General features: G+C 66.6%; 26 protein-coding genes. 10 read left to right on the plus strand and 16 right to left on the minus strand.

Annotated features, from left to right (window positions below; all coding sequences use genetic code 11):
- Positions 1-99: 99 nt before the first annotated feature.
- The 9 genes from HMP09_RS09045 to groES form a co-directional block, all read right to left on the minus strand.
- Positions 100-951: a TorF family putative porin gene (locus HMP09_RS09045; RefSeq protein ID WP_176500083.1), complete on the minus strand. Its 852-nt coding sequence runs from the start codon at positions 949-951 to the stop codon at positions 100-102.
- A gap of 128 nt (positions 952-1,079) precedes the next feature.
- Positions 1,080-1,853, minus strand: a complete 774-nt coding sequence (locus tag HMP09_RS09050; RefSeq protein ID WP_176500084.1) for a Na+/H+ antiporter NhaA — start codon at positions 1,851-1,853, stop codon at positions 1,080-1,082.
- Positions 1,829-3,205 (minus strand): FAD/NAD(P)-binding protein, encoded by a 1,377-nt coding sequence (locus HMP09_RS09055; protein WP_232090157.1) that lies wholly within the window; start codon positions 3,203-3,205, stop codon positions 1,829-1,831. Before HMP09_RS09055 ends, HMP09_RS09050 begins: the two co-directional genes overlap by 25 nt.
- Positions 3,206-3,450: 245 nt before the next feature.
- Entirely contained in the window at positions 3,451-3,852 is a 402-nt protein-coding gene (locus tag HMP09_RS09060) for a winged helix DNA-binding protein (protein WP_176500085.1), read from the minus strand.
- A 19-nt stretch (positions 3,853-3,871) separates the two neighbouring features.
- Positions 3,872-4,297, minus strand: a complete 426-nt coding sequence (locus HMP09_RS09065; protein ID WP_176500086.1) for a hypothetical protein — start codon at positions 4,295-4,297, stop codon at positions 3,872-3,874.
- Positions 4,298-4,361: 64 nt separating this feature from the next.
- Positions 4,362-5,354, minus strand: coding sequence for a sigma factor-like helix-turn-helix DNA-binding protein (locus tag HMP09_RS09070; RefSeq protein ID WP_176500087.1), 993 nt, complete (start codon positions 5,352-5,354; stop codon positions 4,362-4,364).
- Between the two features lie 273 nt (positions 5,355-5,627).
- Positions 5,628-6,191: a Uma2 family endonuclease gene (locus HMP09_RS09075; RefSeq protein ID WP_176500088.1), complete on the minus strand. Its 564-nt coding sequence runs from the start codon at positions 6,189-6,191 to the stop codon at positions 5,628-5,630.
- A 196-nt stretch (positions 6,192-6,387) separates the two neighbouring features.
- The gene (groL, locus tag HMP09_RS09080) at positions 6,388-8,031 is read right to left on the minus strand and encodes a chaperonin GroEL (RefSeq protein ID WP_176500089.1); all 1,644 of its coding nucleotides are present in this window, start codon (positions 8,029-8,031) and stop codon (positions 6,388-6,390) included.
- A gap of 120 nt (positions 8,032-8,151) precedes the next feature.
- Positions 8,152-8,439: a co-chaperone GroES gene (gene groES / locus HMP09_RS09085; protein WP_176500090.1), complete on the minus strand. Its 288-nt coding sequence runs from the start codon at positions 8,437-8,439 to the stop codon at positions 8,152-8,154.
- A 481-nt stretch (positions 8,440-8,920) separates the two neighbouring features.
- Here groES and sppA point away from each other — a divergent pair, with 481 nt between their 5' ends.
- Positions 8,921-10,879, plus strand: a complete 1,959-nt coding sequence (gene sppA / locus HMP09_RS09090; protein WP_176500091.1) for a signal peptide peptidase SppA — start codon at positions 8,921-8,923, stop codon at positions 10,877-10,879.
- Positions 10,880-11,245: 366 nt separating this feature from the next.
- Here sppA and HMP09_RS09095 read toward each other — a convergent pair whose 3' ends face one another.
- A complete protein-coding gene (locus tag HMP09_RS09095) occupies positions 11,246-11,884 on the minus strand; it encodes a trimeric intracellular cation channel family protein (RefSeq protein ID WP_056066054.1) in 639 nt (212 codons plus the stop codon).
- 211 nt (positions 11,885-12,095) lie between these two features.
- On the opposite strand from HMP09_RS09095, the gene HMP09_RS09100 reads away from it, so the two are divergent.
- The 3 genes from HMP09_RS09100 (at position 12,096) to HMP09_RS09110 (ending at position 13,638) form a co-directional block, all read left to right on the plus strand.
- Positions 12,096-12,407, plus strand: coding sequence for a glycine zipper 2TM domain-containing protein (locus tag HMP09_RS09100; RefSeq protein WP_176500092.1), 312 nt, complete (start codon positions 12,096-12,098; stop codon positions 12,405-12,407).
- A 94-nt stretch (positions 12,408-12,501) separates the two neighbouring features.
- On the plus strand, positions 12,502-12,930 hold the full coding sequence (locus HMP09_RS09105; protein WP_176500093.1) for an OsmC family protein: 429 nt from the start codon (positions 12,502-12,504) through the stop codon (positions 12,928-12,930).
- Positions 12,931-13,041: 111 nt separating this feature from the next.
- Positions 13,042-13,638 carry a glycine zipper 2TM domain-containing protein gene (locus tag HMP09_RS09110; protein WP_176500094.1) on the plus strand — a complete coding sequence of 199 codons (597 nt, stop codon included), beginning with the start codon at positions 13,042-13,044 and terminating at the stop codon, positions 13,636-13,638.
- 56 nt (positions 13,639-13,694) lie between these two features.
- Here the strand turns inward: HMP09_RS09110 and HMP09_RS09115 are convergent, their stop codons facing one another.
- Entirely contained in the window at positions 13,695-13,916 is a 222-nt protein-coding gene (locus HMP09_RS09115; protein ID WP_176500095.1) for a hypothetical protein, read from the minus strand.
- 115 nt (positions 13,917-14,031) lie between these two features.
- Here HMP09_RS09115 and HMP09_RS09120 point away from each other — a divergent pair, with 115 nt between their 5' ends.
- The 3 genes from HMP09_RS09120 to HMP09_RS09130 all read left to right on the plus strand — a co-directional run bounded on the left by HMP09_RS09120 (position 14,032) and on the right by HMP09_RS09130 (position 16,728).
- Positions 14,032-14,763, plus strand: a complete 732-nt coding sequence (locus HMP09_RS09120) for a hypothetical protein (RefSeq protein WP_176500096.1) — start codon at positions 14,032-14,034, stop codon at positions 14,761-14,763.
- 292 nt (positions 14,764-15,055) lie between these two features.
- Positions 15,056-15,430 (plus strand): fluoride efflux transporter CrcB, encoded by a 375-nt coding sequence (gene crcB, locus HMP09_RS09125; protein WP_176500097.1) that lies wholly within the window; start codon positions 15,056-15,058, stop codon positions 15,428-15,430.
- Complete coding sequence (locus tag HMP09_RS09130; RefSeq protein WP_176500098.1) at positions 15,427-16,728, plus strand: RluA family pseudouridine synthase; 1,302 nt, start codon at positions 15,427-15,429, stop codon at positions 16,726-16,728. The genes crcB and HMP09_RS09130 overlap by 4 nt, the downstream gene beginning before the upstream one ends.
- A gap of 265 nt (positions 16,729-16,993) precedes the next feature.
- On the opposite strand, the gene HMP09_RS09135 is transcribed toward HMP09_RS09130, so the two are convergent.
- Entirely contained in the window at positions 16,994-17,488 is a 495-nt protein-coding gene (locus HMP09_RS09135; protein ID WP_176500099.1) for a DUF1440 domain-containing protein, read from the minus strand.
- Positions 17,489-17,601: 113 nt separating this feature from the next.
- Between HMP09_RS09135 and HMP09_RS09140 the strand changes: the two genes are divergently transcribed.
- Genes HMP09_RS09140 through HMP09_RS09150 form a run of 3 tightly spaced genes read left to right on the plus strand, consistent with a single transcriptional unit; the run spans position 17,602 to position 19,153 of the window.
- Complete coding sequence (locus HMP09_RS09140; RefSeq protein WP_176500100.1) at positions 17,602-18,261, plus strand: HAD-IA family hydrolase; 660 nt, start codon at positions 17,602-17,604, stop codon at positions 18,259-18,261.
- Positions 18,258-18,476: a hypothetical protein gene (locus tag HMP09_RS09145; RefSeq protein ID WP_176500101.1), complete on the plus strand. Its 219-nt coding sequence runs from the start codon at positions 18,258-18,260 to the stop codon at positions 18,474-18,476. Before HMP09_RS09140 ends, HMP09_RS09145 begins: the two co-directional genes overlap by 4 nt.
- Positions 18,473-19,153, plus strand: a complete 681-nt coding sequence (locus HMP09_RS09150) for an ATP12 family chaperone protein (protein ID WP_176500102.1) — start codon at positions 18,473-18,475, stop codon at positions 19,151-19,153. Before HMP09_RS09145 ends, HMP09_RS09150 begins: the two co-directional genes overlap by 4 nt.
- Positions 19,154-19,246: 93 nt before the next feature.
- Here the strand turns inward: HMP09_RS09150 and gmk are convergent, their stop codons facing one another.
- The 4 genes from gmk to fumC all read right to left on the minus strand — a co-directional run bounded on the left by gmk (position 19,247) and on the right by fumC (position 21,929).
- Entirely contained in the window at positions 19,247-19,897 is a 651-nt protein-coding gene (gmk, locus tag HMP09_RS09155; RefSeq protein ID WP_176500103.1) for a guanylate kinase, read from the minus strand.
- A 72-nt stretch (positions 19,898-19,969) separates the two neighbouring features.
- Positions 19,970-20,170 (minus strand): hypothetical protein, encoded by a 201-nt coding sequence (locus HMP09_RS09160; protein WP_056065647.1) that lies wholly within the window; start codon positions 20,168-20,170, stop codon positions 19,970-19,972.
- Positions 20,167-20,379 carry a hypothetical protein gene (locus HMP09_RS09165; RefSeq protein ID WP_056019850.1) on the minus strand — a complete coding sequence of 71 codons (213 nt, stop codon included), beginning with the start codon at positions 20,377-20,379 and terminating at the stop codon, positions 20,167-20,169. Before HMP09_RS09165 ends, HMP09_RS09160 begins: the two co-directional genes overlap by 4 nt.
- A 158-nt stretch (positions 20,380-20,537) precedes the next feature.
- Complete coding sequence (gene fumC / locus HMP09_RS09170; protein WP_176500104.1) at positions 20,538-21,929, minus strand: class II fumarate hydratase; 1,392 nt, start codon at positions 21,927-21,929, stop codon at positions 20,538-20,540.
- Between the last annotated feature and the right edge of the window lie 154 nt (positions 21,930-22,083).

A 22,083-nucleotide genomic window follows, 5' to 3' on the forward strand; every position in this document is an offset into this window, starting at 1 on the left:
CCTCACGCGTTGTCGCACAGGCGGACATAGGCGAGCGTCGCCGCCACCAGCCCGATCATGATCGCGATCCAGAGTAGGTCCTGCATGGCTCGGGTCCTTTCAGAACGCGGCGGTAAGGGAGGCGACGATCGTGCCGTCGGCGATCGATCCGGTGCCGTCCTGCCCGCGGCTGAAGCTCGGCTGGAGATAGGCGGCGCTGCGGCGGGTGATGTCGGTGTCGACATAGCTGACGTTGAAGGTCAGGTTTCGATACGTGGCGTCCGCACCGAGCGACCAGTCCCAGTAATCGCCGGTCGGCGTCACGCTGGTCGCGTTGGGGCCGAGGCCGTCATTGCCCCAGCTATGGCCGATATGCGCCTTGGCGGTCAGCGGCGTGCCGGGAATCGCAAACGCGCCGTCACCGGTGAGGTACAGGTTGTCCGCCTTGGCGCCGGGGTTCGTGTAAATTCCCGCGGCGGCATCGGCGCCGGTGCGATACCATTTGCCGAGTGCCTGCTGCTTGGGCGCATACAAGGCGCTCGCGGTCAGCGTCGCCGGGCCGGTCGTGCCGCTCAGCTTCACATAGGGTTCGGCATAGTCGGTCTTCGACGCGCCGCCGGGATACATGTACCAGGTCAGCCCGACGTCAAGCGTCGCGTTGTCGGCCAGCGTGTGCTTGTAGCCGCCGATCAGGTCGAGCTCCATGTTCGAGCCGCCGAACGTCCCCCAGCCCGCCAGGTTGGAGCCCCAGGCGCCGACATAGAAGCCGCTGTCGTGCGCGATCGTCAGGCCGCCCTGGATCGCGCCGTCCTTGTCCGACTGCGACACGCCGCGCAGGCGATAGTCGGTCGCGAGCGTGACGGAACCGCTGACGGTTACGGGCGAAGGCGGCGCCGTGTCCTGCGCGAAGGCGGGCGTGGCGAGACCGGTCAACAAACCGGCGGCGGCGGCGGCGAAACGAAGACTGTGCATTGCTATCCCCATGCGCGGGCGGCCGAAAGACTGGCGCACCGCGAGGACTGGCAATTAGGCCTTGGCGACGTAGCAATTCGAGATCGATTGCCCGCGTCGCGCGTATGTTTCGCGTAGTATTGTCGAAATTATCGCGCGCGGCGACGCAGGAGTATCCACCCCGCGATACCCGACAGGATCGACCCCGCGAACACGCCGATCTTCACTGAATCCATCGCGTGCGGCGCGCCGGCAAACGCCAGCCCGCCGATGAACAGGCTCATCGTGAAGCCGATCCCGCACAGCACCGCCATGCCGTACACCTGGGCCCAGCTCGCGTCCTTGGGCGCCACGGCCAGCCGGAGCGTCACGAGTCCGCGGATCGTCGCGAAGATGCCGATCTGCTTGCCGAGGAACAGCCCGAGCATGATCCCGACCGGCAGCGGCGCGATTACGTCCGCCGCCGCCATCCCGCCGAACGCGATGCCCGCATTGGCGAACCCGAACGCCGGCACGATCAGGAAACTCGACCAGGGCTGGAGGGCATGTTCGAGCCGTTTGAGCGGCGGCTGGCTACCGCCCGTCCGCAGCGGGATCGTCAGCGCGACCGCGACGCCCGCCAGCGTCGCATGCACCCCCGACAGGTTCAGGATGACGAGCACGCCAAGCCCTGCACCCGCTGCGAGCAACGGCAGCAGCGCGATATGGCCGGTATAGAACAGCGCCATCGCGCCGTCGTTGATCCAATGCTCGACGCTCATTCCGCCGACCACTTGGTGCAGCGCCGCGACATAGGTTCGCGCGAGCGGCGAGTTGGCGACGATCAGCGCGGCGATTGTCGCGGCGAGCAGCACGATCGCACCCGCCGCATCGCCCGCGAAGAAACGCCGGATCGCGATCAAAGCCCCTCGCCGCCGACCCATTGCGCGTTCGACAGGCGCCGCGCGAGATCCCAGCTCTGGACCCGGATGTCGGGCACCGCGACGACCTCCCACAGCCCGCCGCGGGTCATCGGGCCGATGCAATGAATGCGGTCGTCAGGCGTGCCGTCGGCGCGAATGGCACGCGACTGCGCATCGACGTCGACGCCGAGCCGCAACGGATCGGGCCGGATCGCCCCTGCCGCAAGCAGATGCTTCACGAGCGGCTCCTCGGAGCGCAGCAGATCGCCCTGCGGCCCGGTGCAATTGACGATCCGCGCGGCGCGCGTGACGACGGGGACGGTCTCGCTACGTGGGCGCCATGTCAGCTTTGCCTGCGTCCCGTCGGCTTCGGCGGAGACGATCTTCCCTGCAGCGAAGGTCAGCCGTCCGGTCGCGACGAGCGCCTCCACCCGGTCGGCGACGGCAGGCGCAAGGCGGTGGCGGTGCACGTCCCAATAGGGCCGCAAATGACGAAGGAAGCGCCCGCGCACCTCCTGCGACGCGGCCGACCACAGCATCTGCGTGACCGGCCGAAGCTCGTCCACCGCGCACCGCCAGCCTTCGACCTGGGCCCTTGCGCGAACGTGGCGGACGAGGTCGGTCAGTACACCCTGCGGCTTATCCGAGACACCGCGGTGCGCAGGCGCACCGTCAACGTGCCGCCGCGGCGAGAGCCCGCGTCGGGACATGGCAAGTATGCGTCCCGCGAACCCCTGCGCATCGAGCAGCAACGCCGCGTCGATCGCGGTCAGCCCGGTGCCGACCAGCACGACACTATCCTCCGCGTCCAACCCTTCAGCCAGATTGGCCGCCCAAGGGTCCGCGTAATATACACCAGCCGGCAGCACGTCCGGCTTCAGGCCCGGCGGCGTGTGGGGTGGCAGGTTGCCGAGCGCGAGGACCGCGGTGTCGGCGGCGATCTTGCGCCCGTCCGCCATCGTGAGCTTCACGCCGTCTTCTCCGACCGGATCGATAGCGCAGACCTCGCCCTCGACATGCACCAGCCGTCCGTCCGACTCCGCGATCGCCGTATCGAGCAGTTCGCGGAGATACGCGCCATAGGTGGTGCGCGGGACGAAGGTCTTGCGGTCGCCCTTGGCGTGCGCGTCCAGCCAGCGGACAAAGTGATCGGGATCGTCGGGCAGCGCACTCATGTTCCCCGCGCGGACGTTGAGCAGGTGATCGGGATGCGCCGCGCTATACGCGACACCGCGCGCGAGCTGCCGGTCGCGTCGCTCGATCAGCGTCACGCGCGGGCCGTCATGCCGGATCAGATTGACCGCGAACAGCGCACCGGAAAACCCGCCGCCGACCACCACGACATGATCCTCGGGGCCCGCAATACGCGGCATCGTCGCTCGGTCGTCCATCTGCTCGCTCACCTCGTTAGACGCCGACGCCATGCCTCATTGAGGCGGACTAGCCTACCCTCGGCGTTGAGAGTCCCGTCTCGAGGACTGCGATGTGGTCAGAGCAATGTCGGCACCGCAGCGATGTGCGTCCTGCTAAATAGTGAGTCGAATCCGCAGTCCAAAACGACCGAATGAACCGGACTTACCGTTACCTGCGCATCATGCGGCGTCTTGCCGCTGTGAGCCTAATCCCCCGACAGGCGCCCAAGCAGATTTGCCATCCGCAGACGACCGAGCGGCGTCAGTTGAACGTGAGAACGGCGGCCATCGCGAGCGTCGCGAATGCGTTCGACGAGATCGGCGTCCTGCAACATTGCGAGATAGCGGAGCGCCGTGGCCGATGGCGCACGGGCTCCGATGCAGACCGCCGAGACGCTCAGTCGCCGCTGTTCGTGTTCCGAGATGAACAGATCCAGCAGGATATCCCAGGCAGGCTCCGAGAACAGGGCCTCGCCGAGCATGGCGTCCCGTGCCTTTCGGAGTTCGTATAGCCGTCGGGCCATATCGACCAGTGCGGCGTCCGATACGGCGAACGGCGTCGCGCGCTTGGCGATGGTGATCGGCGCCGCAACAAGTGCATAAGTCATAAACGTCTTCCGAATTCGCTTATCGGATCGTGTGGTCCTGGCGACTCCAGTCGAGATCCCAGCCCTGGGCCTGGATCCGACGCGAATGCCTGACTGTCCCGATCACGAGAAGCAGAACGATGGGATAGCTCCAGACGGCAGAGAGGACGGCGTAGACGAGTCGGATGACATCGGGGCTGATCGCCTTGGCCAGATGCGCCCCCGTCCCCAACGCGTGGAGTGCGGTGACCCAGGCCGGCCAGAAGCGATCCGCGTGCAACGTTATCACGATCATCACGCCGAGCAGGATCAGGTCGATGAGCATGACCCCGACCTCCATCCCGGCGAACAGCACCGGGATATCGCGCTCGATGACGCTGGTGGAGAGCGCCGCCAGCAACAGGGCCAGGCCCGTCAACCGTTCCGGTGCCCCGCCCCGCAGGAGCGCATAGCCGGACGCGGTCAACTGTATTGCATAGAACACCCAGACCCGATCCAACTCTTACCTCCGCAGGACCGTCATCGGTCGTTCAGGCGACCGCTGCCAAGTGGACCGGCGCGTCGAAGTCGCCCGCAAGCCGCAGCGCGCCCTCGTTCGGCGGACATTCCGCCACGTCGCCGTACCCGTAGAACTGGCCGAGGCCGATCTCGGTACGGACGTCGACCAGTGCGCGGTGCGCCTCGATGAAACGCTGCCGGACGGCAACCATCTCTACCGACGCCTGCGATACCATCTGCAACGCGGCAGCGCCGGTGCGGAGCGGCAGGTTCGCCGCCACGCGTTGCTGCATCAGCGTCGCCATGCACGAGGCAGTGAGCATCGCCGCCTTGTCGACCGCGGCCTCCGCCTCGAGAAAGTCATTGGCCACCCTGTCGGCAGCGCGGCGGCGTTCTCTCAACATCGAAATTCCTCCCCTGGGCACCGACGTTGCGGTGCCGTGTACGGGAGCGCTCTGCTCTCGGTTCGATCGTAACAGCGTGGTCAACGTCATCGCCATGTTGACGATCGCCATCGACGTGACGGCGATCAGTCCCATGAGTGCGAGCAGTCGAACTATTCTGTCGCCGATCGAAAACCGATTGCGCGCCACCCCCGTCGATCCGCTGCCACGGGATACCCCGAGGAAGCGGCGAACAAACCCCCACGGCTCGATCTGATCGCTGCTGTCCGACTTTGCCGGGGCGGGGGGAACGTCGAGTGGTTCGGATGGTAGCCGTTCGTATGCGGGCGCCTGCTCGGCGGGCAACACCGGCTCGATCACGTCGCCGGGGTTCGGCGGAAATTGGTCCCGGACGAGCACGGTGTCGTCGGCCGCGCGGCGTTCGTGGTCCTGCAATCGGCGCGCCGCCTCGAAGCGCGTGCCGACGCCCAGGATCTGGATCGCACGCTCGATCCGCTTGTCGATCGCGGACGGCGATACGCCGACGATCTGCGCGATCTCCTTCGAGTTGTGATGGGTCAGTACCAGCCGGAGACAGGCCCGCTGGGCTTCGGTCAACTGATCGATGCGTCCTGCGGTCATGGCGCGATGGTAGCGAGAACCTGGGACCGTTGCACCCTTTGCGTAGGCTGCAAGCGAACTGAATTACAAACCATTGGATTGGAAGGAAGTCCTGCTGCCCAGCCGGCGCGTTGCTTGCGATTTTCATACGATTGGGAGGGTGCGACGAGTGCCGCTAGGGTGCGAGGCTAGCGGTGAAGCGTATCACGGATTCGATCTGCGCCGGATCGCAGCGATGGTTTGGCGTGCACGCGATCAGAGTGCGAAGGACGCGGAGGCGGCCAAGTCGCGGGGCTAGTCCCGGGCGAAGATTTCGGCATGGGGAATGGTCAAGTTCAAGGGGGGCAGTGCAACGTCGTGCGGTTGCGCGAACATGTCGTCTCGCCATGTCGCCGGCCCCATGCGCTGGACGACGCGAGTCAGCTCGTTCTCGGGGTCGGCGAAAACGATCGTGTCGACGGACGCGAGTTCGCGATACTCGGCGAGCTTGCGGCCTTGGTCTATCTTCGCGGTCGAGCCGGAAAGGACTTCGAAAATCACTTTCGGATCGACAAATACGCGTTGCTCCTCGCGCTCGCGAGTCGCGGGGTTGCCGCAGAAGACGCTGACGTCGGGATAACGCAGGTCGGTGTCGGTGACGCAGACGGCCATGTCGGAGTTGTAAGCGCGGCAGCCCGTGCCGCGGAGCTTTCCGTGGAGGAATGCGAGAATATTGCTGGCCACCCGGGAATGCGCAGGAATGCCGCCGGTCATCATGCGAATGACGCCGTCGACCAACTCGAACTTGCGGTCGCTGCCGAAGTCGATGGCGAGGAACTCGTCGACCGTGATCTTCTTGTAGAGGGGATCGTGCCGCATGGATGTGTTTTACCACTTGTCGGCGGACAAACAAAGAGCCGGGGATTGCTCCCCGGCCCTTTGCCTTGGTCGTCTGTTCGGAACGGAGGACCGGCAAAGCCGGCCCTTTTCGTCGGTCGGGACTGGTGGCTTCGCCGCCAGCCCGCCGGCCGTTCTGATTTCGTGTCGGGAGGAGCGTCGCTCCCCCCGTCCGAAATCAGAAGTCCATGCCGCCCATGCCGCCCATGCCGCCGCCGCCCATGGGCATGGCAGGCTTGTCTTCGGCCATTTCGCTCACGGCCGCTTCGGTCGTGATCAGGAGGCCTGCGACCGATGCTGCGTTCTGCAGCGCGGTGCGGACGACCTTGGTCGGATCGATCACGCCGGCTTCCACCAGGTTCTCGTAGGTGTCGGTCGCGGCGTTGAAGCCGATGTTCGAGTTGTTGCCGTCGAGCAGCTTGCCCGAAACAACCGCACCGTCATGACCCGCATTCTGCGCGATCTGGCGAACCAGAGCGGTCAGCGACTTGCGGACGATGTCGATACCGCGCGTCTGGTCCTCGTTCGCACCGGTCAGGCCGTCGAGAGCCTTGGTCGCGTACAGCAGCGCCGTACCACCACCGGGGACAATGCCCTCTTCGACGGCTGCGCGGGTTGCGTGCAGTGCGTCGTCAACGCGGTCCTTGCGCTCCTTGACTTCGACTTCCGACGACCCGCCGACCTTGATGACGGCAACGCCGCCGGCCAGCTTCGCGAGACGCTCCTGGAGCTTCTCCTTGTCGTAATCCGACGTGGTGTTCTCGATCTGCTGACGGATCGCTTCGGTGCGGCCCTTGATCGTCTCGTGATCGCCAGCACCATCAACGATGACGGTGTTGTCCTTGTCGATCGTGACGCGCTTGGCGGTGCCGAGCATGCCGAGCGTGACGGTCTCGAGCTTGATGCCGAGGTCTTCCGAGATCATCTCGCCCTTGGTCAGGATCGCGATGTCCTCGAGCATCGCCTTGCGACGATCGCCGAAGCCCGGTGCCTTGACCGCTGCGACCTTCAGGCCGCCGCGCAGCTTGTTGACGACGAGCGTGGCGAGTGCCTCACCCTCGATGTCCTCGGCGATGATCAGGAGCGGACGACCCGACTGGACGACGGCTTCCAGGATCGGGAGCATCGCCTGCAGGTTCGACAGCTTCTTCTCGTGGATCAGGATGTAGGGATCCTGAAGCTCGACGGTCATCTTCTCGGGGTTGGTGATGAAGTACGGCGACAGGTAGCCGCGGTCGAACTGCATGCCTTCGACGACGTCGAGCTCGAATTCGAGACCCTTGGCCTCCTCGACGGTGATGACGCCTTCCTTGCCGACCTTCTCCATCGCTTCGGCGATCTTCTCGCCGACTTCGACGTCGCCGTTTGCCGAGATGATGCCGACCTGCGCCACTTCCTTCGAACCCGAAACCGGCTTCGAACGTGCCTTCACGTCGTCGACGACCTTGACGACGGCGAGATCGATGCCGCGCTTCAGATCCATCGGGTTCATGCCCGCTGCGACCGACTTCATGCCCTCGCGGACGATGGCCTGCGCCAGAACCGTCGCGGTTGTTGTGCCGTCACCGGCGATGTCGTTGGTCTTCGAGGCCACTTCGCGCAACATCTGCGCACCCATGTTCTCGAACTTGTCCTTGAGCTCGATCTCCTTGGCGACGGTGACGCCGTCCTTGGTGATGCGCGGTGCGCCGAAGCTCTTGTCGATGACGACGTTGCGGCCCTTGGGGCCCAAGGTCACCTTGACTGCGTCAGCGAGGATGTCGACGCCGCGGAGGATGCGCTCACGCGCGTCACGACCGAATTTTACGTCCTTGGAAGCCATGTCAGCTGCCCTTTCAAAAAAGTGAAGTATAGGAAGTGCAGACGCTGGCGCGGATATCGCAGCCAGCCTTTCTCGGCCCGTTCACGTCAGCAAGGGCCGACGATACCGAGCCCGTCGGGGTCAGCCGACGATGCCGAGAATGTCCGATTCCTTCATGATGAGGAGATCCTCACCGTCGACCTTGACCTCGGTGCCCGACCATTTGCCGAACAGAACCTTGTCGCCGGCCTTGACGTCGAGCGGGGTGATCGTGCCGTTCTCGGCGCGGGTCCCGGTGCCGATGGCGACGACTTCGCCTTCCTGCGGCTTTTCCTTGGCGGTGTCGGGGATGATGATGCCGCCAGCCGTCTTCTCTTCGGCTTCGAGGCGCTTCACCAGCACGCGATCATGCAACGGACGAAAGTTCATGGGGTCCATGTCCTTTTGGGATTGTGACAGATTTCTGGCACTCAGGGAGCCCGAGTGCCAACGAACCGCATATGTGGCTGCACCCCGCCCATGTCAAAGGTTCCGACCCGGAATTATTTTCGGATGGGCGTGGTATTCGGGCATCGTGGCCGAAGGGGTTGGAAGACGGCGCTCCGTTCTCCTGCGAACGCAGGAGCCCAGGGTACCGAGACCAGCGCTTGTGATCCTGGGCTCCTGCATTCGCAGGAGAGCACGAGGCCAAAGGGGCTTTAACTTCTGCTCCCCTTCCGCTTGCGGGAGGGGTCGGGGGAGGGGTTTCGGGACGGCTCGTCTGCGGCACGCCCCTCCCCTAACCCCTCCCGCAAGCGGAAGGGGGATTGGGTTGCGACTGGACCATCGTCGCTGCCTCTTAAAGCGCCCTGTGTTGGCCCCGTAACACAGGCCATTTACCTGCGCCCGTGCATGCGTTAGCGCTGCGTCCATGACCGATACAGCCGCGCCGTCCTACGCCTCCTCCCCGGCCCCGTCCTACACCGATCCCGCGCGCCCGCCGCGGCGGAAGTGGCGGCTAGTGCGCGGGGTTTGGAAGTTCCTGGTCGCGATCAAGGACGCGCTCGTCCTGATCGCGATGCTGTTGTTCTTTGGGTTGATCTTCGCGGCGCTCAACGCGCGGCAGAGCACGACGGCAATCAAGGACGGCGCGCTGGTCCTCGACCTCAACGGTTCGATCGTCGAGCAACCCGAAGAGCAGGCCGCATTTGCGGCGCTGTCGGGCCAGACCCGGACGCGGCAGTTTCGCCTGCGCGACGTGGTTCGCGCGATCGATACCGCACGCACCGATGCACGCGTGAAGGTCGTCGTGCTCGACCTCGACAGCTTCGGCGGCGCCTATCCGGCGGCCCTGGGCGAAGTCGGCGATGCGCTGGCCCGGGTGCGCGCGAGCGGCAAGCCCGTGCTGGCCTATGCGACTGCGTACACCGATGGCGGCTACCGACTGGCGGCGAACGCGAGCGAGATCTGGGTCAACCCGCTGGGCGGCACGATCTTCATGGGGCCGGGCGGAAACCAGCTCTATTACAAGGGCTTGATCGACAAGCTCGGCGTCAATGCGCACGTCTACCGCGTCGGCCGCTACAAGTCGTTCGTTGAGCCGTACACACGCGCCGACCAGAGCGACGATGCGCGCGCCGCCAGCACCGCGCTATACGGGACGCTGTTCGCGCAGTGGCGCGAGGCCGTCGCCAAGGCGCGTCCCAAGGCGCAGATCGCGCAGTTCATGAGCGCACCCGACACGCTCATCCTGGCGGCGAACGGCAATATCGCCGAAGCCAATCTGCGCGCCGGAATCGTTGACAAGCTCGGCGACCGGACCAGTTTCGGGCGCCGCGTGGCGGAATATGCCGACAGCGACGCCGCCAAGCCGGCGGGCAATTACAACGCGATCAAGTACGATGCCTGGGTGAAGGCGAACCCCCTCCCCACCGCGGGCGACGCGATCGGCGTGCTGACGATCGCCGGCGAGATCGTCGATGGCGAGAGCGGGCCCGGCAAGGCGGCAGGCAAGACGATCGAGAAGGCGGTACTCGACGGACTCGCCAAGAAGACACTGAAGGCGCTGGTGGTACGCGTCGATTCGCCGGGCGGATCGGTGATGGCGTCGGAGCAGATCCGGCTCGCGATCCTCGAGGCCAAGCGGCAGAAGCTGCCCGTGGTCGTCTCGATGGGCGGGCTGGCGGCCAGCGGCGGCTATTGGGTGTCGACGCCGGCCGACGTGATCTTCGCCGAACCCGGCACGATCACCGGCTCGATCGGTATCTTCGGCGTCGTCCCGACGTTCGAGAACGCGCTCGCCAAGATCGGCGTGACCAGCGACGGCGTGAAGACCACGCCGCTGTCGGGCCAGCCCGACATCACCGGCGGCACCACGCCGATGTTCGACGCGATCGCGCAGGCGGGGATCGAGAACGGGTATCGCCAGTTCGTGAGCCGTGTCGCTGCGTCGCGGAAGATGACACCGGCGCGGGTGGACGAGATCGGCCAGGGTCGCGTCTGGGATGGCGGCACCGCGCGGCAGATCGGGCTGGTCGACCGGTTCGGGACGTTGCAGGACGCGATCAACGAGGCTGCCAAGCGCGCCAACCTCAATCCCTCCAAGGTGCATGCCGAGTATCTGGAGAAGAAGCCGGGCTTCCTCGCGGCGATCGCGCAGGATTTCGGCGGCGCGGGTGATGACGACGATGCGGGTGGTGGCGATGCGTTCGCGCACGTCGCGGCGGACCGTCGGCAGATGCTCGCGCGCGCTGTCGGCGACATGAAGCGGCTGGCGACCTCGGGTTCGATCCAGGCGCGCTGCCTCGAATGCGGCGGGATGGGGCCGACGACCGCAGGACTTGGCGATGCGAAACTGCTCGACCTGTTGCTCGCGCGGATCGGGTTCTGATCGCCACCGCCTCCGCAGATGGGGGCGGGAGCGTCATCCGCGCCGCGCCGGTTTGCGGATGTCGGCGTGGTGCAGGGCTAATGGTATCCGTGCTAAGCGGCCGTTGTTCGGGCGGCCCCACCCCGGCGGAGGCCGGGGCCCAGTGGGAAAGGCTGGCGTAACGGAGCGCGACGCGCATCAGCGACGTCTCTTACTTGGGCCCCGGCCTTCGCCGGGGTGGGGTTTGCGCTGGGCGGTGGCACCAACGCTTTGAAATTAGGCCTATGAGCAGGGGTGGGACAGCCCCTCCTTGTCCTCCTGCGAAGGCGGGAGCCCAGACTGGATCCCCGCCTTCGCGGGGAAACATAGCGCGGTACGCTGGATGCGTTAGCGCCGCCCGCCATAGGCCGGCAGCGCGAGGTGGAAGCGGATCGCGGCGGCGCGCAGCGTGAAGCCCGCGCTCGCTGCGATCACCGCTGCCAGGGCGAGCGGTACACCGAGCAGCACCAGCCCCACATAACTCGCTGCCGCCAGCGCCGCCGCCGTCACGTACAGTTCCGGCCGCATCAGGATCGACGGCTCGCCCGCCAGCACGTCGCGGATGATGCCGCCGACGCAGGCGGTCATCACGCCCATCAGCGCCGCGGGAACCGGCGGCACGCCGTAACCGAGCGCCTTGGCTGCGCCGTAGACCGCGTACGCCGCAAGCCCGACCGCGTCGAACCAGCCCAGCGCCTCGTCCTTCCACCACCGCTCGGGCGTTACCCAGATCAGCAGCGCGACGCCGAGGCACACGCTCGCCGCCCGCGCGTCATGGACCCAGAATACCGGCGCGCCGATCAGCAGGTCGCGCACGGTACCGCCGCCGACGCCGGTGATGAGCCCGAAGAACACGAGCGTCACGAACGTCTGCCCGCGCTTGGCGGCGGCAAGCGCACCCGACGCGGCGAACACGGCAAGCCCCGCCAGATCGAACCAGGGCGCGGCGACGGGCAAGATCTCGACGGGCAGCGGGACGGGCAACATCGTCGCGGCGTAACCGGCAGGCTCCCGGCCGTAAAGCGCACCGCAGCCGTAAAGCAGCCCAATGCCGCCACGGCGGGATAGGCCGAAGCGAACGCTCGGTCGTGCAGCGTCACCCGCAACGAAGATGAACGCGGCGTTGTTTTTGGTTCATGCAACCGGCCCTAGGGTCTTCTCGTTACACCAGCAGATCAATTCACTAGGGAGTTACATCATGCGTAAGTTCATTCTGGCCATGGGCCTCGGCGCAATGGTCCTGCCGACCGTTCTCATCCCCGTCTCGGCCGCAGACGCGCGCGATCGTCGCGAATGGCGTGGTCGCGATGGCCGCGTTTATTGCAAGAAGAGCAATGGCACGACCGGCACGATCATCGGCGGCGTCGGCGGCGCGCTCCTCGGCCGCACGGTCGATACGCGCGGCGATCGTACGGTTGGCACGCTGGGTGGTGCGGTCCTTGGCGGTCTCGCCGGTCGCGCGATCGACAAGGGCACGAGCAACAACGGCAATAATCGCCGCTGCCGCTAAACGCCGGGCTGCTGATTGCGGCAGTTATGCGTTGAAGACGGGCGTCGCGGGGAACCGCGGCGCCTTTTTTCTTGTCCATACGAAGGATCACACGATGACCACACGCAGCGGTTCGGCAAAGTATGAAGGCCTCGGCAAGAGCGGCAAGGGTCATGTCTCGACCCAGTCGGGCGTGCTGTCCAATAGCCCCTACGGGTTCAACACGCGGTTCGAGAACGAGCCGGGCACCAACCCCGAGGAGCTGATCGCGGCGGCGCATGCGAGCTGCTTCACGATGGCGCTGAGCTTCGCGCTCGCGGGCAAGGGCTATGAGGCGGGTACGCTGGAAACCTCGGCGAAGGTAACGCTCGACAAAGATGGCGACGGCTTCACGATCACCAAGTCGGCGCTGACGCTGAACGCGAAGATCGACGGCATCTCGAAGGACGAGTTCGAGGCGATCGCCGCGGACGCCAAGGCGAACTGCCCGGTGTCGAAGGTGCTCAACGCCGAGATCACGCTGGAGCCTAATCTCGCCGCGTAAAAGCGCCTGATTGCAACGACCTGTCGGCCGGCTGACGGCGCGGTAGTTTGCGGTTCACGCAACCCGCGCGTCGGCTGGCCGTTCTCTTTCCATATTATCGGGAGAGAGACGATGCGTATTGCCCTTCTATCGGCAGCCCTTGCCGCCACGGCGTTCGGCGCGATCCCCGCGACCGCGCAGTCGACCGTACGGGGCGCCAATCGCGAATATAACGATCAGGTCCGCGACGCACGGCGCGAGTATCGCCGGGACGTGCGCGATGCCGATTCCCGCCGCGATGTGCGTGATGCCCGCCGGGATTACCGTGACGAGGTCCGTGACGCGCGGCAGGACCGCCGCGGCGATATTCGCGACATCCGCCATGACAATGGGCGGAACGGCAACTGGCAGCAATATCGGGGGTATGACTATAACCGGTACGAGCGCGGCCAGCGCGGCTATTTCGCCGACCGCTACTACCGCGACGGGCGCTATTATCAGGAGCGTCGCCTGGGCCGGAACGACCGGATCTATCGTGGCGGTAACAGGCGCTATTATTGCCGCCGCAACGACGGGACCACGGGCCTGATCATCGGCGGGCTCGCTGGCGGCGTGCTCGGCAACGTGATTGCAGGCGGCGGTTCGCAGCTGCTCGGTACGCTGATCGGTGCAGGTGGTGGCGCGGTGCTCGGCTCATCGATCGACCGGGGCAGCGTGCGCTGCCGTTGAGCCGGCATCTTCAGTCTACAGACGGGCCCGGCCGAAACGCCGGGCCCTTCTTTACGTCATAAGATGCCACCGCCGAGGCTGAGGCGGATCGCGAAGATGATGATCAGGACGATGTTGAGGTTGCGGCCGCCGTTGCTCGACGAAAGCGCGCCGACGGCGGCGCCGACGATCCCGATCGGGATGACGAGCCAGTTCATCCAGCCGAGCAGCGGAATGAAGGCAACGAGGCCGAGCACCAGGGTGACGAGGCCGATGAGGATCGAGACGATGTTCAGCATGGCGTGAACATGGCGAGTCGGACCGGTTCCGGCAAGATCGACGTCGTGGGCTCATTGATCGGAGCGCGCGTGGAAAACGCTTTCTTCACCGTCTTTCGCGCATAGGATTGCGTTGATGAGTTTTCCCTTGCGCCCCGCCCTGGTCCTTTTGTCGCTCGCGCTGGCGTCGTGTGGACGATCGTCGACCGATCAGCAGGATCTCAACAGCCTCGATGCCGAGCTGACCAATGGCGCGGTGCGGGATCCGGCGCTGACGTCGTCGCTGGGCGGGCAGATCATGGTCGATCCGCGGCTGGCGCAGTCGTCGAACACCGATGCGGTGCGACCGGCGCCTCGGCCGGACAATGGCGCGGCACCGCCCGAGGGTCCGCTCCAGGCCGATCCTGTCGATGCGCGTACGCTCAGGCGCGCGCCAGCAGCGTCCAACGACTGTCCGGAGTGCAAGTCCGCAGACGGCGCGCTGACGCTGGGCGCGCTGGCGGCGCGGCAGAAGACGCCGGACGCGGGGGTCTGTGCGCAGAAGATCGGGTATTCTGCCGGATGGGCGGACCGGTTGCCGGCGGACCTGCCGCTATATCCGGCCGCGCGGCTGACCGAGGCGGCGGGGGCGGATCAGGACGGGTGTCGCCTGCGGGTGGTGAGCTTTGCGAGCGCTGCACCGATGCAGAAGATGCTCGACTATTATTATACGAGGGCGACGGCGGCTGGGTATTCGGCTGGGCATAGCACTGACGGACGGCAGCATGTGCTGGGCGGGGTTCGGGGGAACGACGCGTATGTGGTATATGTGACCGCGCGGGCTGGCGGCGGGAGCGATGTGGATATGGTGTCCAACGCCGGTCGGTGAGGGTGGGTGAAGCGGTTCCGTGATTATTCCACCCCGGCGGAGGCCGGGCCCAATTGGGAAACGCAGCGGACTGAGTGCGTTCCCTCGTAACTTCCACCTTTCCAATTGGGCCCCGGCCTTCGCCGGGGTGGATAGGGGGAAACTGCAGCTGTCCTCCCCTGTTCTCCCGCGAAGGCGGGAGCCCAGACTGGGTCCCGCCTTCGCGGGGAAACACGTTAGGGCGACGGGCCCCACCACGCCCCTCCCCAACCCCCACCTTTCCGTCCGACGCGATTCGCGCTAGGGCGCGGCGATGTTTCCCCTTCTTTATGTCATGGTCGGTGGCGCGGTCGGTTCCGGCGCGCGCTATCTGACCGGTCGCGCGATGATGGCGCTGCTCGGACCCGACTATCCGTTCGGTACGCTGGCGGTGAACCTGATCGGCGGGCTGTTGATGGGCGTACTGGTCGGCGTGCTCGCGCGGAACACCGCGTCTGAGGCCTGGCGCCTGCTGCTCGCGGTCGGCGTACTCGGTGGCTTCACGACGTTTTCGAGCTTCTCGCTCGACGTCGTCACGTTGATCGAGCGGGGCGCGATCGGCGTCGCGTTCGGCTATATTCTCCTGTCGGTGATCGGCTCGATCGTCGCAGTATTCGCGGGTCTCACCGCAGTAAGGGCCATCGCATGACCGCGGGCAAGAACGATAGCGACTCCGGCTTTCGGGAGTTCAACGTCGGGTTCGACGATGACGGCATCCGGTTGGACCGGTGGTTCAAGCGGCATTTGCCCGACACGAGCTTCACGACGGTGGCGATGTGGGCGCGCACCGGCCAGCTGCGCGTCGACGGCACGCGCGCCACGCCGGGCGACCGGATCGCGGCAGGCCAGATGCTGCGCGTGCCCCCGCCCGAGGCCGACAAGGCCAGCGCCGACGTCGACAAGCCCAGGCGCGTGCGCGAGCGCGTGATCCTGTCGGACGAAGAGACCGAGCTTGCGCAGAGCATGGTCATCCACAAGGATTTCCAGGCGTTCGTGCTGAACAAGCCGCCAGGGCTCGCGACTCAGGGCGGCACCAAGACGACGCAGCATGTCGACGGGCTGCTCGACGGGCTCCAGTATGACAATGAGGGCCGGCCGAAGCTGGTCCACCGGCTCGACAAGGATACGTCGGGCGCGCTGCTGGTGGCGCGCACGTCGCGCGCGGCGGCGTTCTTCGCCAAGGCGTTTTCGGGCCGTACCGCGCGGAAAGTCTATTGGGCGCTGGTCGTCGACGTGCCCTCGATCGAGGACGGCATGATCGAGCTGCCGATCGGCAAGCAGCCGGGTACCGGCGGCGAGAAGATGCATGTCGACGAGGCCGAGGGCGCACCGGCGCGTACCCGCTACCGCGTGATCGAGCGCGCGGGCAACCGCGCGGCGTGGGTTGAATTGCAGCCGTTCACGGGGCGCACGCACCAGCTGCGCGTGCACATGGCGGCGATCGGGCATCCGATCGTCGGCGACGGGAAGTATGGCGGCGCGGCGGCGTTCCTGACTGGCGGGATTTCGCGGAAGATGCATCTGCATGCGCGGCGCATTAAGGTGGATCATCCCGATGGCGGATCGATCGACGTGACCGCCGGGCTGCCGACGCATTTCGAGGAAAGCCTGAAGCAGCTGGGCTTCGACGAGAAGCTTGGCGATGCGCTGCAGCTCGACGAGAAGACGCCGCCGTCGCGCGAGGAGATCAAGTCGCGGGCGCGAGCGCATGCAAAGTCGGTGCGCAAGGAGCGGCGCGGCGAGCGGCGTGGGCGTGGTGTGGTTGAGGACGTTAAGGCACCGGGCGGCAAGCCCGCGGGGCCGAAGACGGGCGGCGTGCGGACGGGTGCGGGCTCGAAGTTCGGCGCGCCGCGGAGTGGGCCTCGCGTCGAGGGCGCTAAGCCCAGCGGGCGGGGGCGTTCGGGGGGGAAGCCGAGTGGGCCTCGTACGGGGCCGGGTTCGCGCTGAGTTAACGGATCTACCGGCCCACTGCTCTAACGCCACCCCGGCGCAGGCCGGGGCCCAATTGGAGAGGTGGTAGTAACGGAGCGATACCCTCCGTAACTGCAGTCCCCCAATTGGGCCCCGGCCTTCGCCGGGGTGGAGTGGGTGTTGGGGGTGCTCCTTAGTACTTGTTCCCCGCGAAGGCGGGGGTCCAGGAGCCACGTTCGTAGCTCTGCTTGATTCCTGGGCCCCCGCCTTCGCGGGGGAACAAAATGAGGTGCGGGCCCGCTTACCGCATCCACCCGCGCAGCAACTGCCGCAGGCCTTCGGTCACCGTGCCGAACACCATATGCGACGCGACGCTGTACAGATGCGTCGACGGCGCGGTCTTCCAGGGGGCGGCGCCCAGGCCCACCGCGGGCACCGCCGCCTCGTCGAGCAGCGCGGTGTTCGCCAGCGCGAACGCGGTGCCATAGCCCGCCGTCACCGCGGGGCGGTATTCTGCCGCGACCGCGTAGACGACCCCCAGCCCCGCCCCGAGCGCATAATGCACCGCCTGCCCGGCGAGCGGCTTGCGATCTTCGGGGATATCGTGGCCCACCACCGCCCGCGACACCGCGTCCGCCGCCTTTTCGGTCGCGGGCTCCGCATCGCTGTCCGACGACGACAGCGCGGCGACGCCGGCTTGGAAACGATCCATCACGAACGACGCGACGAGCCCCGCGACCAGACCCGCAGCAGCTGCGGCCCAGATGTTCGGGGTGTCGGCAGGTGCGTGCGCCATCGTGGGTCTCCTTTGGTCTGCGACACGAACCGTCGAGTAAGACGCGCGTTCCGGTTTGGCGTTCCCTCGTTCGCCCGGCTGATCTACGAGGCGGGGATGCGTTGGAAAATCTCATGATCCGCCTTGCCGTGTTCGATTGCGACGGCACGCTCGTCGACAGCCAGGCGAATATCTGCGTCGCGTGCGAGCGGGCGTTTCAGCAGGCCGGGCTCGTCCCGCCGCCGCGTGCGGAAATTCGCCGGATCGTCGGGCTCAGCCTCGTCGAGGCGATGCAGGTGCTGCTGCCACAGGCCGACGACGCGCTGCACCGGTCGCTCGCCGCCGACTACAAGGCTGCGTTCCATGCGATGCGCGCGAGCGGCGAACTGGCCGACGAGCCGTTGTTCGACGGGATCGCCGACGTGCTCCAGACGCTCGCCGACGACGGCTGGGTGCTCGGCGTCGCAACAGGCAAGTCGGACCGCGGGCTCGCGCATATCCTTGCCGCACACGGGATCACCGACCGGTTCGTGACGTTGCAGACCGCCGATCGCCATCCCTCGAAGCCCGATCCGGCGATGCTGTTCGCGGCGATCGCGGAAGCGGGTGCGACCGCGGCAACCACCGCGATGATCGGCGATACGAGCTTCGACATGGCGATGGCGCGCGCGGCGCGGGTGCGCGCGGTCGGCGTCGCCTGGGGCTATCACGCGGTGCACGAACTGTCGGATGCGGGGGCGGACGTCGTCGCGACCGCGGTGCCCGAGCTGCTGCACATGGTCACGCGGCCATGACCGACGATGAAAAGCTGGCGCAGCGGCGCTGGTTCGTGCTGGTCATCGTGCGGCTGGCGGGGGTCGCGGGGGCGTTGCTCGGCCTGATCCTGATCGCGCGCGCGCATGATCTGGGACCGAAGATCCTCGGGACGGCGATCGTGCTGTCGGCGATGGCAATGATCGCGACCGTGCCGCGCAGCCTCGCGCATCGCTGGCGGAGTCCACCCCAATGAAGCGGTTCTGGAAAGACGTTGCGATCGATGCCGATCGCGTGGTGACGCTTGACGGCAAGCCGGTGCGGACGCCCGGGCGGCGGCCGCTGGCGTTGCCGACCGCGGCGCTGGCCGAGGCGGTCGCCGACGAATGGCGCAGCGTCGGTGAGACGATCGATCCGCGGACGATGCCGCTGACGGGGCTCGCCAATGCGGCGACCGATCCGATCGCGAACGATCCGACGCAGTTTGCCGCGCGGCTGGCGGCCTATGGCGAGAGCGACCTGCTCTGCTACCGCGCCGAGGGGCCGCCGTTGCTGGTCGAGCGGCAGGCGGCGGCGTGGGATCCGCTGCTCGACTGGGCGCGCGCGCGGTATGACGTCACGTTCGCGGTGACTGCGGGGGTGATGCACGTCGCGCAGCCCCCCGCGACGATCGCGCGGCTGCGCGAGGCGGTCGCGGCGTATGACGATTTCCGGCTCGCGGGGCTGTCGCCCGTGGTGTCGCTGACCGGATCGCTGGTGATCGGGCTGGCGCTGATCGAGGGCGAGATCGACGCGGACGCGGCCTGGGCGGCGGCGGGGCTCGACGAGGACTGGTCGATCGAGATGTGGGGCGAGGACTGGCAGGCCGCCGAGTTGCGCGAACTCAAGCGCCAGGAATTCGCGCGCGGCGTGGCGTTTCTGGGGATGCTCTAGCCTTTCGTCATCCTGGACCCGATCCAGGATCCAGAGCCACGGGCGTTGACGCGTTCGGCTCTGGATCCTGACTTCCGTCAGGATGACGGGGGCTTAACGCGTCAAGCGGCGGATGAAGCCGATCAGTCCGGTCTGGCGCGAGCGCTTGAGGCGTTCGGCGGCCAGGATCGTCTTCACGCCGCGGATGCAGCTGTCGACATCGTCGTTGACCAAGACGTAATCATAGCCGTCCCAGTGGCTGACCTCGTTCGCCGCGCGCGACATGCGGGCTTCGATCACGTCGGTCGAGTCGGTGCCGCGGCTGGTGAGCCGGCGGTGGAGTTCTTCCATCGATGGCGGGAAGATGAAGACGCGGACGACGTCGCCGCCGGCGATCTGGAACAGCTGCTGCGCGCCCTGCCAGTCGATGTCGAACAGCACGTCCTTGCCGGCCGCCAGCATCTCCTCGACCTGTGCGCGCGGCGTGCCGTAGCGGTGGTTGAAGACATGCGCCCATTCGAGGAACTCGTCGTTCGCGACCATGTCGCGAAACCCCTCGAGATCGGTGAAATGGTAATCCTTGCCGTCGACTTCGCCCGGCCGCATCGACCGAGTCGTCACCGAGACCGACATCTCCAGCTCATGCTCGTCGGCAAGCAATCGGCGCGCGATCGTCGACTTGCCGGCGCCCGACGGCGAGGACAGGACGAACAGGACGCCGCGGCGACGGAAACCATGCGGGTCGGACGGAAGTGTGTGGGGCATGCGCGCCCTTGCCGCGGACTGCGCATGGGCGTCAACCCATGCGCGGCCCGCATGTGTCATTCCGGCGGCGGATCAGTAGCCGGCCTTGCGCGCCTTGTTGCGGTCATACGCCTTCTTGGCCGCGTAGCCGCCGCCGAGGACCATGCCGAGCGGACCCATGCGACGCAGCACGCTCATTGCGACCACGCCCTTGACCGCGCCCGATGCGCCGCCCGAACCGTCACGACGACCCATTTCGCGGCCAACCAATGCACTGATGATACGTCCGATCATGACTTAACCTCTCCGAAAACCTGGTCCTTGAGTTCCGCTGCACCGCGCAGCACCGCCCAGCCGATCGCGTAGGTCACGGCCAGCGGCACGACGATCTTAAGTACGTTGGCGGTGATCGCACCGATGATCGCGCCGTCCGCGTTACCGTCATCGCCGCTGAGCGAGTCGATGCCTGCGCCGATCAGCGCGCCTATGGTCGTTGCGCCCACGTAATTTCTCCTGTCCGTGTGGCGGGTTAGCGCGCGAACGGCGATTGGGTTCCGACTTCACCAGCATCCGTCATCCTGGACTTGATCCAGGATCCAGAGTCACGACCCGCAACGCTTTTGGCTCTGGATCCTGACTTTCGTCAGGATGACGGGGTGGGTCAGCGGCCGAGCATCGATTCGGGTTTGACGACTCGGTCGAAGGTTTCCGCATCGACCAGCCCGAGCGCGAGCCCCGCTTCCTTCAGCGTCAGTCCCTCGGCGTGCGCGTGCTTGGCGATCTTCGCGGCCGCGTCGTAGCCGATCTCCGGCGCCAACGCGGTCACCAGCATCAGCGAGCGGTCGAGCAGGTCGGCAATGCGGTCGCGATTGGGCTCGATGCCATCGACGCAGCGCTCCGCAAAGCCCTCCATCGCGGTCGCGAGCAGGTCGATCGAGCGCAGCACGTTCGCGCCGATCAACGGCTTGAATACGTTGAGTTCTAGGTGCCCCTGCATCCCACCGATCGTCGCCGCGACATGGTTGCCCATCACCTGACCTGCGACCATCGTGAGCATCTCGCACTGCGTCGGGTTGACCTTGCCGGGCATGATCGAGCTGCCCGGCTCGTTCGCAGGCAGGTCGATCTCGCCGAACCCGCAGCGTGGGCCCGAGCCCAGCAGGCGGATGTCATTGGCGATCTTGGTCAGCGCTACCGCCAGCGTGTTGAGCGTGCCCGAGAGGTGGACGAGCGGATCGTTCGAGGCGAGCGCCTCGAACTTGTTGCGCGCGCTGACGAACGGCAGGCCGGTGATCGTCGCTACCTCTGCCGCGAACGCATCGCCGAATCCGGCGGGCGCATTAAGGCCGGTGCCGACCGCAGTGCCGCCCTGCGCGAGGATGACCATGCCGTGGCTGATCGCGGGCTCGATCCGGTGGCGGCAGCGATAGAGCTGGTTGGCATAACCGGAGAATTCCTGGCCGAGCGTCAGCGGAGTCGCGTCCTGAAGGTGCGTGCGGCCGATCTTGACGATGTCGTCCCAGGCCTTGGCCTTCGCGTCGAGCGCGGCGTGGAGCCGGTCGAGCGCGGGGATCAGCCGCTTTGTCGTGGCGATCGCGGCGGCGATGTGGAGCGCGGTCGGGAAGCTGTCGTTCGACGACTGGCTCATGTTGACGTGGTCGTTGGGATGGACCGGCGACTTGCCGCCGCGCGTGCCGGTGAGGACCTCGTTGGCGCGGCCGGCGATGACCTCGTTGACGTTCATGTTCGACTGCGTGCCGCTGCCGGTCTGCCAGATGACCAGCGGGAACTGGTCGTCGAGCGTGCCTTCGATGACTTCTTGCGCGGCCGACTCGATCGCGTCGGCGATGTTGGCGTCGAGGCCGTGCGACCGGTTCACGCGGGCGGCGGCCTGTTTGACGAGCGCCAATGCGTGGACGATCTCGATCGGCATCCGTTCGCGAGTGCCGAACGGGAAATTCTCGACCGATCGCTCGGTCTGCGCGCCCCAATAGGCGTCGGCGGGGACTTCGATCGGGCCGATCGAGTCCGTTTCTGTGCGGGTGTTGGTCATACAGGGTCAACCTTCCGGGGCGTGCGCTGGATCCCTCGCCCCTGCGGGGAGAGGGAGGGAGGAGCCGCAGGCGACGGAAGGGTGAGGGGTTTTGGGGCTCAGGACGCGGATCCCAACTCCCCTCTCCCTTCCCACGGCAAGGGCCGCGGGCCCC

This window comes from Sphingomonas sp. HMP9, assembly GCF_013374115.1.
In the GTDB taxonomy this organism is placed as follows: Bacteria; Pseudomonadota; Alphaproteobacteria; order Sphingomonadales; family Sphingomonadaceae; genus Sphingomonas.